Origin of the sequence: Actinomadura oligospora ATCC 43269 (assembly GCF_000518265.1) — a bacterium.
GTDB classification, from domain to species: domain Bacteria; phylum Actinomycetota; class Actinomycetes; order Streptosporangiales; family Streptosporangiaceae; genus Spirillospora; species Spirillospora oligospora.
Window position 1 is genome coordinate 32,092 of the sequence record NZ_JADG01000029.1, and the last position, 12,197, is coordinate 44,288.

Annotated in this window: 14 protein-coding genes; 2 read left to right on the forward strand and 12 right to left on the reverse strand. The window is 65.9% G+C overall.

The genetic code is table 11. The features are described from left to right. Positions 1 to 207: 207 nt before the first annotated feature. From P696_RS0130635 to P696_RS55050, 7 genes are all read right to left on the reverse strand, one after another. Positions 208 to 555 (reverse strand): hypothetical protein, encoded by a 348-nt coding sequence (locus tag P696_RS0130635; protein ID WP_026415331.1) that lies wholly within the window; start codon positions 553 to 555, stop codon positions 208 to 210. 19 nt (positions 556 to 574) lie between these two features. Beyond that, positions 575 to 1,144, reverse strand: a complete 570-nt coding sequence (locus tag P696_RS56365) for a hypothetical protein (RefSeq protein ID WP_157430007.1) — start codon at positions 1,142 to 1,144, stop codon at positions 575 to 577. Continuing rightward, positions 1,141 to 1,758, reverse strand: coding sequence for a WXG100 family type VII secretion target (locus P696_RS0130640; RefSeq protein ID WP_026415332.1), 618 nt, complete (start codon positions 1,756 to 1,758; stop codon positions 1,141 to 1,143). Before P696_RS0130640 ends, P696_RS56365 begins: the two co-directional genes overlap by 4 nt. 133 nt (positions 1,759 to 1,891) lie before the next feature. Further along, positions 1,892 to 2,260 carry a YbaB/EbfC family nucleoid-associated protein gene (locus P696_RS49155; protein ID WP_084338458.1) on the reverse strand — a complete coding sequence of 123 codons (369 nt, stop codon included), beginning with the start codon at positions 2,258 to 2,260 and terminating at the stop codon, positions 1,892 to 1,894. Further along, on the reverse strand, positions 2,257 to 2,754 hold the full coding sequence (locus tag P696_RS57055) for a YbaB/EbfC family nucleoid-associated protein (RefSeq protein WP_170026617.1): 498 nt from the start codon (positions 2,752 to 2,754) through the stop codon (positions 2,257 to 2,259). The genes P696_RS49155 and P696_RS57055 overlap by 4 nt, the downstream gene beginning before the upstream one ends. Positions 2,755 to 3,044: 290 nt before the next feature. After that, positions 3,045 to 3,353: a WXG100 family type VII secretion target gene (locus tag P696_RS59415; RefSeq protein WP_084338460.1), complete on the reverse strand. Its 309-nt coding sequence runs from the start codon at positions 3,351 to 3,353 to the stop codon at positions 3,045 to 3,047. A gap of 4 nt (positions 3,354 to 3,357) precedes the next feature. Next, positions 3,358 to 4,485, reverse strand: a complete 1,128-nt coding sequence (locus P696_RS55050; protein WP_170026621.1) for a S8 family serine peptidase — start codon at positions 4,483 to 4,485, stop codon at positions 3,358 to 3,360. Between the two features lie 1,032 nt (positions 4,486 to 5,517). On the opposite strand from P696_RS55050, the gene P696_RS0130665 reads away from it, so the two are divergent. After that, the gene (locus P696_RS0130665) at positions 5,518 to 5,793 is read left to right on the forward strand and encodes a hypothetical protein (RefSeq protein WP_026415335.1); all 276 of its coding nucleotides are present in this window, start codon (positions 5,518 to 5,520) and stop codon (positions 5,791 to 5,793) included. Positions 5,794 to 5,957: 164 nt separating this feature from the next. Here P696_RS0130665 and P696_RS0130670 read toward each other — a convergent pair whose 3' ends face one another. From P696_RS0130670 to eccD, 5 genes are all read right to left on the reverse strand, one after another. Further along, positions 5,958 to 6,437 (reverse strand): WXG100 family type VII secretion target, encoded by a 480-nt coding sequence (locus P696_RS0130670; RefSeq protein WP_026415336.1) that lies wholly within the window; start codon positions 6,435 to 6,437, stop codon positions 5,958 to 5,960. A gap of 32 nt (positions 6,438 to 6,469) precedes the next feature. After that, positions 6,470 to 6,760, reverse strand: a complete 291-nt coding sequence (locus P696_RS0130675) for a WXG100 family type VII secretion target (protein WP_026415337.1) — start codon at positions 6,758 to 6,760, stop codon at positions 6,470 to 6,472. Positions 6,761 to 6,791: 31 nt separating this feature from the next. Then, positions 6,792 to 7,100, reverse strand: coding sequence for a WXG100 family type VII secretion target (locus tag P696_RS0130680; protein WP_084338466.1), 309 nt, complete (start codon positions 7,098 to 7,100; stop codon positions 6,792 to 6,794). 246 nt (positions 7,101 to 7,346) lie between these two features. Then, complete coding sequence (eccB, locus tag P696_RS0130685; RefSeq protein ID WP_026415339.1) at positions 7,347 to 8,726, reverse strand: type VII secretion protein EccB; 1,380 nt, start codon at positions 8,724 to 8,726, stop codon at positions 7,347 to 7,349. Positions 8,727 to 8,732: 6 nt separating this feature from the next. After that, positions 8,733 to 10,169, reverse strand: coding sequence for a type VII secretion integral membrane protein EccD (gene eccD, locus P696_RS0130690; RefSeq protein ID WP_245627880.1), 1,437 nt, complete (start codon positions 10,167 to 10,169; stop codon positions 8,733 to 8,735). 66 nt (positions 10,170 to 10,235) lie between these two features. On the opposite strand from eccD, the gene eccCa reads away from it, so the two are divergent. Then, the coding region (eccCa, locus tag P696_RS0130695) for a type VII secretion protein EccCa (protein ID WP_034487922.1) at positions 10,236 to 12,197 on the forward strand (1,962 nt) is incomplete at its 3' end.

Sequence of the window (12,197 nt, forward strand, 5' to 3'; positions counted from 1 at the left end):
ACGCTTCAAGGCACCGCTTCAGGTAGGCATCATCAGCCGACCACTAGCCCAGGACCACTCCGGTTGCAGGTCTGCAGTGACTCACGGTCGAACCGCGTTGCCCGGGTACGAACACCCCAAGCCGGTCCGGAGGCCTGATGACTGCCGGATGGCAATCGAAGGCCGGCAACCTGGACACGGTACTTCTTCGGCCACGGCTTCTATCCGTCAGCGGTTCGGGTCGTCAATCTCGGGACGATGACGCAGCCCAGGCGACTTCGCCACGGCACCCTTGGAGTCGATCTCACTCCTGTTGTACACATGAGCTACCTGGTACATGGTCTCGCGAGAGAGAATGAGTGAGTTCTCTGACTCGACGAGCCGCTTCTGAGCATCCGATCGAACCTTCTCATAGGCGAAGCGGGCACTTTCGCCGTACTCACTGAGCGCTCCGTACTCCAGCCAGGCACCATCGATCGCCAGGCTGCCTTCGCCCCATTTATTCACCGCCTCGTTTATCGTGTCTCCAGCGTGAACAATCCGATCGAGACCGTTTACCCTATACGCGTCCACCATGCCATTCTCCCTTAGGTTCTCAGACCGGCATCCTGGCCGCCAGATCCACGGCAAGCATTTTGGATACATCCTTGCGATTCAGGTGCGCCAGCGTTTGACTTTCAGGAGTGTAGACGACCAGCGCTACGTAGTATCCGCGGCGGACCACGACCCCCAGGGACGGGCCGGAACCATACCAGCAGCTCTCACTTGCCCCAACCGAGATACCGTTACAGGTATTGCCGGACTGAAATCCCCTGAAACTCGCCTTGGCCTCACCGAAGAAATCCCCTCGCGCCACTCTTCTCTTCTGGACGGATATGGTCACGACAACAGATGTTGGGCCATCATCTCCGACCGAATCGGCCCGAGTCGCCCAGGAGCAGCTCGAACTCTCCTTGATCGGACCGCTCTTCTGCTCGAACGAACCGATGATCTTTTTCAGAGTAGACGAGGAAAGCATTTCACAGGGCTGGACGTCCTTGGCGCCAGTGGCCACGAGCTTCGTTCTGATATCCTCCCCGCCATCTCCCCCGGAAGAACAGGCGACCGGCGCGAGCACGGCGAGGGCGGCAACTGACGCGCGCGCGAACAATGCTCGCGAACTCATCCGGAGTACTTCCATTTATCCCTGTCCGCGATAACTGGAGGCATAGCCCTGGGGGCGCGGATCTTTTCCACCTTCCCGCTCAGGGAGGTCATGGCACCGGCCCCCTTGTCCGCAATGCTCTTCACGAGAATGGTGTGACTGTAAACTCTTGATATCCAGACTCTGAGATAGTTTATCAACGCCGTCTGGGCGGCGGCTTTCGCGTCCTTGTCTGCAGCCTCTCCGATACTGGCCTGGAGCTCAAGAGCCTTGTCCAGGGTATCGGCATAATTCTGCATTGCATCATTATAGCGATCGACGATGTCATTATGGATGCTCACCAGTTCATCGCCGGCGGCAAAGAGTGCGTCAGAGTTCTTCGACGCCACCGGGAGAACGGTATCTGTCATATACCCCTTGAAGGCATCAAAAGCCTTGCCTTCCCAGTAACCGCCCAGCTGATTGTACGTCTCCTTGAGAATATCGCTTGATTCGTCATAATGGGAGCTGGCGTCATACCATTTCCCTGCAGCTTTTCTGATCGCTGCGGGCTTCGGCTTGGTCTTCTGTAGAGCTTTATAAGCCTTCAGCACCTCGGTTGCCATGAGAACGGCGTGCGCGACGTTGACAAGCATTCGACCGCTGTCCGCACCGGGCAGAGCTTCCTCGACTTCGGAGCCGGTTCCACCAGCGCCGGCTTGGCCGCGTCCACCTCCGCCCCTGCCCCCGCCAGGCCCCGGACGATTACGTGACATCCTTCGCCACCTCTCAGAATCCGATTTCTCGAGCCGCCTGCTTCATGCCAGCTCGGAGGTTCTGGTTCAACGTCGACCGAGCTCTGCTGATAGCCGTCAAAATATGACCACCGACTTCTGATACTTCCGTCGCGCTCAACCGATCGGGGTCGAATTTGACTCGGACGAGCCGGCCTTCCCCGTTGACGACAACGGATCCGAGCCCATCGTCCATTTTCCCTTCGACTTCAGTAGAGGCGAGCCTGTTGATAACCCCCTCGATCCTCAACTCATAGGCCGCGACCTCACTCTCGACATGGTCCATGCGCCGCGCGGCTTCGTCCAGTGAGGCCAGGCGATCCTCGGCCCTCTGACGTCGATGATCCGATGAAGTGTCCATCATGATTCCCAGTAGGGAGTGTCGCCCTGTTGCTCCCTCAGCGCCTTCTGGTAGCGCTGAGCACGGCCCATACCCCTGTTGATCAGCTCTACGATGTCGCGTTCAAATTCTGCGATACCCAGGTGATCCTCAGGTCGGCGAGTGATGTAAATGGACGTCACCTCACCCCATCCATCCACGACGACATGGATCGCCCCGTCCCTGCTCTGCTCCTCGAATGACTGGTCAGCCAACACGAGCAGGGCCCTTGCCGCTGTTTCAGCGGCCGCATCCGCCTCGGCATCGATTTCCTCATAGGAGGGCCCATCACTTGGCCCGGCACCGTCACCGACGCCCTGCCAGCCGGGTGACGGACTTCCGGTGCGGCGAGGCGACCGGTCGCGATCCATTTCACCGTCAACCGGTTCCGCAACACTTTCAGTCGATTTCTCTGCTTCAGGCCCGGATGCCTCCGGCGTTCCAGCCCAAAGGTTGCGCGCTTCCCGTCGCGCGGCCACCTCCTCTTCGGACGCTGGCGCGTGTGGCGTGCTCCTGTTCAACTCATCTTTGAGTGGGCTCATTGTTGGCCGTCGACTCCCGACATGCCCCGTTGGGTGAATGGATTCATTTACGAGTCGTCTTCCGCTGAAGGCAGAGCATCGATACTCCAATAAAGGAAGTATGGCCACCGCGCCGAGCGCGATGACTGAGGCTCGCCACACCTGCCATCCGGACCACATCCGTACGTTGGTCTCACTGGAATTCCGAAAGTTCCGGTGAGCGTGAGCGATATCTCGATGAAGCCGAGCTAGCTCAGCATGCATCGCCTCGCCGACCTGTTCCATCGCGCATGGGCGATGAGATAGGCCTCCCTCGCGTCACCATTCCACCCTGAGAGAGTCCGTTCCAGAGCCTGGCCGAGTCCTTCTCGAAGGCCCTCGAGTCGCCGAAGGGCTTCGCTGAACTTCTGCTCAGCGTCCGCGACGGCCTGAAAATCTGCTCTAATCTCCCCCATAACCCACCCTTTCAGCCGGGTGGGTTGAGCGGTGCTAACGAATCCAGCCGCGAGCGAAACAGGTCCAGGGCGGGCTGAGGAGCGGTTGAAATATTTCCCCATCGGACTACCTCTTCCGACCACGCCGAACCCCTATAAGCACCACTCCGACGGCAGCCATCGCAACCAAGAGGGCTCCGGCGATCTCTACGTACAGCATCTTGGGAATGCCAGAGTGACCGGGGCGACGCGACTTGTCTTTTGGCGTTCTCACTTGGACCGGGGCCTGTGGCCCGGCTTTCCCGGTCCGCCCCTGGCTCCACCGATCATATCTGGCATAGACAGAATTTGGCGCACCGCTTGGCACATTGTCCACAGCCGCCGAGTAGGGTATTACCGCACCATTTCCTGTGTATCTATCCCAGCCCTTGTCTCCCACATCACGTGCCGTGTTCAGGAGTCGCTGAACGATACGGCGGCCTGACTCGTCCGGGAACCGGGACCGGAGGAGAGCGATGGCCCCCGAAGTGAGCGCTGTGGCACTGCTGGTGCCGTTGACCACACCGAAAACACCGGCCTTGCCAATCGATCCAACGTTCACAGCGGGTGCCGCCACCGCCGTGGAATCACCTGGCGTGCTGTTCCGGTAGACCCCGAGATTCTGATCGAGGCCCCCGACGACAAGGCCCCCCGCACAGTTCGCCGGAGAGCTTTTTTCACTGTCCGTCCCTGCCTTGTTCCCTGCTGCGGCCACCAAGACGGCATCGTGATCAATGGCGTATGAGATCGCGTTTTGGAGCTTGGGGTCACAGCTCGCCGTGTCCGCGCCCACGGACATGTTGATCACCTTCGCGCCGTGGTCAACGGCGAACCGTATTGCCTGTGGCCAGGAGTCCTGGTCCGCAAGGACGGGCAAGATTCTGCTGTCGGGCGCCACGCCCGTCATGCCGGTTCCCTTGCCTTGGCCGGCGATCAGCGCGGCCATTCCGGTGCCGTGCCCACCCTGTTCCGAGTCGTGGTCGGTCCGGCCGTCACCGTGGAGACCCCATCCGACGCTTCCGCCCTTGAGAACGACTCCCTGCAGGTCGGGGAGGCGGGCCTCCACTCCTGAGTCGATCACCGCGACGATGACGCCCGCCCCCTTCGTCATCCTCCAGATCTTCGTTATCTCCCACGCCGAGAACCACCACTCTTCGGAACGTGGGCTGGGCGCCGCAGCGGCGTTCCCCATGTGGAGCGCGAGGAGCAGCGCCACACAAGCCGTCGCGATCCACCTGCGCGGCGCTGCTCCTCCATTCATGGCGATCAAGAATTCTTCCGCCGACCTCGCTCGCCGATGACCCTCGGCGCCGTGGCGTCGTCGTCCTTCCAGACATCCGGCTCTTCGGTCAGCCACGAGGACCGTTCGCGATCCGGCTTGTGGGTACGACCACCGCCGACCGATCCCCCCATGGGCATGCCGCTTGCAGCCCGGCTACCGGCAGTGGCTTCTGCGGCAGATGCCTCTCCTGCGGCCCCGGCCATCCTGCCGTTGCCGATCACGCCGGACCCACGAATGGGAACCCCTTCGCCACTGAGTGCTCCGGTCCCTGAGCCACCGAGAACACCTCTGGGGCTGAGTAGCCCACCACGACCTTGGCCCAGGCCCGGCCGGCCTCCTGGACCGATGCCCTCGGACGGTGTGGAACGACCATTCGGTCCGCGTCCATCCGGAACTTCCGCCCTGGGGCCTGGGTTTCCCGGCCCTCTGCCGATCAGCGGATTTTCGGACGCCTGCTTTCCCCGCCCCGGAAGCCCGGGGCCAGGCGGAATGTATCCAGGCCCCCTTCCGTCTCCCGAGCCCGGTGGAAGACCTGGCTGGTTTCCGTTTGGGGGAGTATTCGGCGCCTTTCCGCCCGGTCCGCTTCCGTTCGGGTCTGACGAACCAGGCGAGGTTCCCTCGAGGTCGGACCCGTGCCCGCCGCCATGTCCGCCCTGCCCAGGAATTGGGTTGTGGCCTTGACCGGGCGTATTGCTGTGGCCCCCACCGCTCCCGCTGCCCGGCTGGTGGCTGGATGGTGGAATCTGGTGGACGCCTGGACCTCCACCGGTACCCGAGGGGCCACCACGTCCGCTGCCGGGGCCAGCACCACCTGCCCCCGGGTATGCCTCTTCTCCCCGGCCCGACCTCGGCCCTGGGAGATTGAGCGAGACGGTGCTGGGGATCTTGGAGTACGCCTTGGCGAGGTCGCTGTTCGTCTTCGCCAGGTGATCCCGCGCCGCCTGGTTGTCGCGCTGCGGAGCGAGGATGTCCGCTGCCCGGCTGGGCTGGGTGTTCGGGTTGGTCGGCGCCGTCTTCGTCGGCATGGACGCTTTGCTGGTCTTGATGGCACCCGAGGCTTCCGTCAGCGCGCCCCCGAACTTGCTGGTCGCCTCGGACAAAGTGCTCGATGCCTGGTTGAGCAACTTGACGTTGGCGACGCCCAGCTCCTGGGCGTCTCCGCCCCAGACCTTGGTGAGCCGTTGCATGTGGGTGACGAGGCTGCCCTCGACCCTGCTCAGCGCATCCGACACACCGGTGTAGCTCGACGCGAGCTCGTCCAGGGACTCGGGAGTGGCGCCCATGAGGAGCCTGTTGATGCTGTCGTAGTCGTACTGGGCTGGATTGCCGTGCGGAAGGCCACCCGGCCTGATCTTCTCTTCGCGGACGTCACCGCCCATGGGGCCTCCTCATGCCTCTCCGTCCTGTCACGAGGTCCGCCAAGGCGAGGGTGGATCGCCCAGGGTCTTACGTGGTCCGTCGCTGGCCTTTTTCGCACCGCCTTCCGCGGTGCTGTACCTGTTGGCGGTTTCACGAACGCGCGCGATGACGGTTCGGTACGCCCTGATGTAGGCCTGGATGCCTTCGACCATGTTCACGTGGGCCTTGCCGACGTTCGAGTGGAGCGCCTTGGCGACGTCCCATCCGCCGACCTCACCGAACTGGGTCTTCAACGCGCCCAGCTGTTGTTCCAGGGCGCTGACATCCTTCTCCATCTCTTCGGCGACCTTCCGGATCTGCTCCGGAACGGCCATGACATGGCCTCGGCCACCGGCGCCGTTGTTGCTGACCACGGGCGGCTTGACGAGCAGGTCCGGGCGGTTGAGGTCGAACGGGATATGGGGGCCTTGGGGAGCGATACCGGGGAGAATGCCGTTCAGGACGTCGTTGGGGTCTTTGGGGGGCATGGTGCTTGGCTCCTTCCGTGGGATCGGAGGGCTCAGCCGCCCCACATGCCGGCGTTGGTGCGTTCGGCGCCGAGGTGGATGTCGTGGGAGTCGCCGATCGCCTGGCTCATGCCGGAGACGGCGGTCGCCATGCGCTGCGCGGCCTGCTTCCACTCGCGCGACTTGGCCTCGTAGGCCTGGCGGGCGTCGCCGTCCCACTCGGCCAGGTGGGCGCGCACCTGCGCGTCGAGCTGGTCCAGCGTGGACTGGTACTGCTTCAGCGCGGCCAGGAAGTTCTGCTGGCCGTTCTGCATCCCGCCGAAGTTGACGTAGGTGTAGCTCATCGTGGTTCCTCCAGGTCTCGGGACGGCCGGCTCAGATGACGCCGCGAAGGTGGTTGACGCGCTCGGTCTTCTGCTGCTCGGCGGCCGCGTACTTGACCTTGGTGTGCACGAGCTTCTCGTGGATGACGTTGAGGTCCTTGAGCACCTTGGAGAACTCGGTCTCGAACATGTTGTAGACCTGCGTGAACGCGGCCGACGACTCGCCCTTCCACGCCGCCTGGAGCTCCGCGTGGTGGCCGTTGAGCTGTCCCTTGATCTGGTTGATCTGCCCCGCGGCGTCCTGGACGTTGCCGGCCGCCTGCTGCATGTGTACCCGGTTGACCGCTGACTGGTTGCTCATCGCTCTCCTCGCACACGTCTGACCTTGGGGTTCACGAGACGTGTCGGCTTTTCAGCCGGTGCGGGGAGCCGGTTGGCGGGGGGGCACTCGACACGGTTCGTGCCTACGAGCAAATTCGATCGTAGGGATCGGCCTGATCTCGTGTCCATAGACGCGCCGACAGCACGGACGGTTCCCTTTCACACGTCCGAACGCGATCCCCCGACGACCTGTGACAGCACTTGTCAGGTCGCTGCTGGAATTTTGTCAGTTGGCCGGAACCGGCCGCGCCGCCATGGCACTCGACAACGCAGGTCCCTCACGGAGCAATTGGAGGAGGTTTCCCGGTACCGGAATCGCCGATTGGGGTGAATAGCCCAATTTCGCCACATCATCGGCGGTCGGCACCGGGTAGCGCAGCCCTTGATCGGTGATCAGGGCGAAGGATTCCGGCCTCTGGCCCGGCGCGGTCAACGTGCCGGCGAAGGTTCCGCCGCCTGGCAGGAACACCTGGTCGAGCCCGGCCGAGGGCGCACCGGCGACGGCGCGCTGGTCGGGGAGCGCGCCGCCCACGGTGAAGCGCGCGTCCGTGGAGAGGGTGCTCGTTCCCCGGTACACCGCGCAGAGCGGCGCTGTCGGGGCGTAGGCCACCGTGTGAGGCGGCTCCTCGGGCAGGTCCCGGCTGTGCAGGTTCGTCGCGGACGCGCGCGAACCGGCCGCCCCTGGAGTGATGTCCCGTTGCGCCACGGAGCCGGTCTGGTCCAGCAGCAGGCGGGCTTGGGTCGCGGAGATGCCCGACAGGCCGTCCGCGAGTTGGACGTACCAACGCTCAGAGGTCCCCGCGACCGGTGGGACGCGGAAGACCTGGCCGACGCGGGCCGGCGCTCCGTCCGGGCCGGTGACGCGGGTGCCCTGGCCCGCGATGGCGGGCGCGGCGAAGTCGGGGCCCTGGGGAAGTCCGTTCAGCCAGCGCATGTCGACGGGTGCGGGGGCCTCCGCCGTCAGGACGCGGACGGCCCGTGGCGTCATCCTCATCCGGATGTTCCGCCACACGAGCCACGCCTGCGGGCCCCCTTGGACGACCACTCCCTCGTTCGCGCCCAAGGGACGGCCCCCCACATCGCGTCCGCCGACCAGTGAGACGACAGAGCTCGTCAGGCCGCCCGTCCCGGCAGCGCTTCGGACGCAGAGCGACCAGGGCCCTCCGGTCAGATGGCCGGGGTCCGGCAGCGACTCGGGTGCGCCCGGGATTCCGGTGAGGGGGCCGCGTGAGTACTTCGCCAGCGACCGTCCCGAGACCAGTTTCCGCTTGATGTCCGTCGTCGGCATCGCCAGCCGGGCGGACGCGTAGTTCGCGAACGGGATCAGCCGGTGATCGGGCGCGCTGTAGGAGTACGACGCTCCGGTCTCCTTCTCGATCAGCACGAGGCCCGGCTGTTCGAGGTTGCGCGCGCCGCCCTTGAGCACGAAGCCGGCGATCCCGAAGCCGGCGGCGACCAGCACGGCGACCATGAGCCCGCACAGTGCCCCGACGCCGGTCCTCCGCAGCGGGGACTCGGCCGCGCCGGGCGTCCCCTGAAGGAGCGCCAGCGAGACCCTCTGGGTCATCAGTCTGTGCGCCTGGTACAGGTCCTTGCGGTTCTGCATCGCAGGTCAACCGGCCAATCCGCGCAGCCAGGCGTACAGGTTCAAAAGACCGAACGCCAGGGGGAACAGACTCACGATCAGCACCATGTCGAGGATGTCCCCGGCGCGTCCCCAGAAGGGGGACGGCTTGTTCACCGGCAGCCGCAGGGCCATCGTCATCATCAATGCCACGCCCAGCAACAGGGGCACCAGCATCAGCAGGACGACCGAACGCGGCGGTTCGGTCAGAGCGACTCGCAAGGCCAGCAGCGCCAGGCCCGCCAGGCCGGACCCGAGCATCCAGAACCTCTGACCGCGCCCGTGGAAGACCCGCGCGCGAAGCAACAGGACCACCGAGAGGCAGGCGCTCATCGTCGTCGGCAGCCAGCCGCGCTCCGGGACCACGAGCAGTTGCGCCGACAGGCAGGCCAGGCCGACTCCGGCGACCAGGCCGGTGGCGAAGCGGTCGGCGTCACGGGTCCGGCGCAGCAGGCTGGGACCGTCGAAGGTCTGGGCCGCGCTCCGGAGCTCCTCGGCGTTCTCCGGGACGGGCGGCAGCGGCAGCCGGGCCAGCCGGAACGCCAGCGACGGGATCGACGCGGTCAGCGCCAGGCACGCCGCCGCGACGCAGGCCGCCACCCCGTCCGCGGACCAGCCGAAGCCCTGGACGCAACCGGCGGCGACCACACCGAGCAGGGAGGTGAACCCCACGCCGAGGAAGGTCGGCAGTCCCTCGGTGATCGCGAACGCGGCGACGACGGCGACGAACGTGACCGCCCCCAACCCCGCCAGAAGGTGCAGCGAACCGAGCGAGAACAGCGAGACCGGACGAGCCGGGGCCAGCAGGCCACCCAGGAAGGCGTACGGCAGGGCGCCGTAACCAAGCGTCGCGCCCGCTCCCGCGTCCCCGATCGCGCGCGACAGCACGATTCCGCCGACGAGCAGCAAGACCGCCACGGTGGACGAGACGATCGCCAGAACCTCCCACGGAGGACCCGCCGCCGCGAGGCCGACGGCGCCGACGGCGAGGGCGGTGGCCGCGGCGAGCAGGCCGAACCGGCGGGTCAGTTCCGGGCGCCAGCGGTCGCCGTGCTCGTTGACGCCGGTCGCGACCACGTCCGCGACGTCGTCGAACGCGGCCTCGGGAATCTGCGAAAGCCCAGGTCGGAAGTAGAGCAGCTCACCGTCACGCACCCCGAGGGCCGACAGGGATTTCGACTCGTCGAAGGGAGCCTCGTCGAGACGCTGCAGAACCCAGCCGGAATGTGCGAGTCCGGAGTTGGCAAGATCGATTCCGGCGACTTTCAGCAGCGTGGGCAGCATGTGCGCCAAAGGCATATCGGCGGGCAGTGACACGTCCACTCGGCGATTCACGGAGACGAGGGCCACGCGGCACAGGTCGACACCGATCGTCGGATTCACTCGGCCTCCCGGAGTGCTCGACTTCGCACCCGCCTCGATCATTAGGATGACCGGTCATTGACTACCAGTCTTGACGGATCGGCGCCAGTCATCGGAGGGGCCACAGAGATGGGCATTGTCCTCGTCAGCCGTCCGGAACGCCCTTCACCTCCGCAGATACCGCAGGGTGAAATCGTTCTGGAGCCTCCGCCGGAGGTGCCCGAGACGGTGAGCCAGGGTTTCTCCGGGATGCTGACCTACCTGCCGATGGCGGCGAGCGGCGGCGCGATGGGCCTGATGTTCATGGGCGGCTCCGGCGGCGCGGGCGGCAACCCGATCATGTGGGTGGCGAGCGGGCTCTTCGCGCTGTCGATGGTCGGCATGGGCTTCGGGCACATGGGCCAGGGGGCGGGCGAGCGCAAGCAGCGGCTGAACGGCGCGCGTCGCGACTACTACCGTTACCTCGACCAGGTCCGCGTCCGGGTGCGCAAGGCGGCGGGGCAGCAGCGGCAGGCCCTGGAATGGACGGGTCCGGAGCCGCGCACGCTCTGGTCGCTGGCGATGAGCCACCGGCTGTGGGAGCGGCGTCCCTCCGACGCCGATTTCGGCCAGGCCCGGATCGGGCGGGGCAGGCAGCGGCTCGCGCTCGAGCTGCTCGTCCCGGAGACCAAGCCGATCGAGGACCTGGAGCCGATGTGCGCGGGCGCGCTGCGCAGGTTTCTGCGCGCGCACTCGACCGTCCCGGATCTGCCGGTGGCGGTGTCGCTGCCCGCGTTCGCCCGGGTCGTCCCCACCGGTGACCCGCAGGCCGTCCGGGCGATGGTGCGGGCGCTGCTCGCGCAGAGCGCGACGTTCCACGCGCCGGACGACCTGCGTATCTCGATCTGCGTCTCGCCGGAGCGGATGACGGAGTGGCAGTGGACCAAATGGCTGCCGCACTGCCTGCACCCCACCGAGCAGGACGCGGCCGGGCCCGTCCGGCTGCTGGCCGGGAGCCTCACCGAGCTGGAGGAACGGCTCGGTGAGGAGATCAAGGACCGGGCCAGGTTCGGCCCCGGCGTCGACAAGGACGACCTGCCGTACCACCTCGTCGTCGTGGACGGCGGCGAGGTCTCACCGGACTCGCAGATCGGCGCGGACGGCATCAGGGGCGTCTGCGTCGTGGACCTGAGCGGAGCGGTGTCCCCGACGTCCGACGCGTCCACGCTCCGGCTGAACGTCACGGACGACCGGCTGGAAATGCTCGAGCGCGATCATCTGGGCAAGGACGTCGTGTCCCCGCTCGGGCGTCCCGACGCGCTCAGCCCCGTGCAGGCCGAAGCCCTGGCCATGAAGCTCGCCCCACTGCGGGCGGGAGCGCCCGAGGAACCGGAACAGGACGCGCTGGCGGGCAACCTCACGCTCACCTCCCTGCTCGGTCTGCGTTCGCCACGTGAGCTCGATCTGACCCGGACGTGGCGTCCGCGCGCGCCGCGCAATCGGCTGCGCGTGCCGATCGGCGTCGACGCCGAGGGCCGCCCGGTCGAACTGGACATCAAGGAGGCCGCGCAGGGCGGCGTCGGTCCTCACGGGTTGCTGATCGGTGCGACCGGGTCAGGAAAGTCGGAGCTGCTGCGCACCCTGGTCCTCGGTCTGGCGATGACGCATTCGTCGGAGGTGCTGAACTTCGTCCTGGTGGACTTCAAGGGTGGTGCGACCTTCCTGGGCATGGACGGCCTGCAGCACGTGTCGGCCATCATCACCAACCTGGAAGACGAACTCCCCCTCGTCGACCGCATGTACGACGCCCTCCACGGCGAGATGGTCCGCCGCCAGGAATGGCTCCGCGCCGCCGGGAACTACGCCTCCCTACGCGACTACGAGAAAGCCCGCGAACAAGGCGCACCCCTCAAACCCATGCCCACCCTGTTCGTCGTCCTGGACGAGTTCTCCGAACTCCTGTCCGCCAAACCCGACTTCGCCGAACTGTTCGTCATGATCGGACGACTCGGACGATCCCTCGGCGTCCACCTCCTCCTGGCCTCCCAACGCCTCGAAGAAGGCAAACTCCGCGGCCTGGACACCCACCTGTCCTACCGCATCGGCCTCCGC

Bases quoted from the DNA above. Each gene is read 5' to 3' on its own strand.
- eccD (WP_245627880.1), bottom strand. From the start codon at position 10,169: ATGATCGAGGCGGGTGCGAAGTCGAGCACTCCGGGAGGCCGAGTGAAT.
- P696_RS0130675 (WP_026415337.1), bottom strand. From the start codon at position 6,760: ATGAGCTACACCTACGTCAACTTCGGCGGGATGCAGAACGGCCAGCAG.
- P696_RS0130665 (WP_026415335.1), top strand. From the start codon at position 5,518: ATGTCCGCTGCCCGGCTGGGCTGGGTGTTCGGGTTGGTCGGCGCCGTC.
- P696_RS0130640 (WP_026415332.1), bottom strand. From the start codon at position 1,758: ATGCTTGTCAACGTCGCGCACGCCGTTCTCATGGCAACCGAGGTGCTG.
- P696_RS56365 (WP_157430007.1), bottom strand. From the start codon at position 1,144: ATGAGTTCGCGAGCATTGTTCGCGCGCGCGTCAGTTGCCGCCCTCGCC.
- P696_RS59415 (WP_084338460.1), bottom strand. From the start codon at position 3,353: ATGGGGAAATATTTCAACCGCTCCTCAGCCCGCCCTGGACCTGTTTCG.
- P696_RS0130680 (WP_084338466.1), bottom strand. From the start codon at position 7,100: ATGAGCAACCAGTCAGCGGTCAACCGGGTACACATGCAGCAGGCGGCC.
- eccB (WP_026415339.1), bottom strand. From the start codon at position 8,726: ATGCAGAACCGCAAGGACCTGTACCAGGCGCACAGACTGATGACCCAG.
- P696_RS0130670 (WP_026415336.1), bottom strand. From the start codon at position 6,437: ATGCCCCCCAAAGACCCCAACGACGTCCTGAACGGCATTCTCCCCGGT.
- P696_RS0130635 (WP_026415331.1), bottom strand. From the start codon at position 555: ATGGTGGACGCGTATAGGGTAAACGGTCTCGATCGGATTGTTCACGCT.
- P696_RS49155 (WP_084338458.1), bottom strand. From the start codon at position 2,260: ATGATGGACACTTCATCGGATCATCGACGTCAGAGGGCCGAGGATCGC.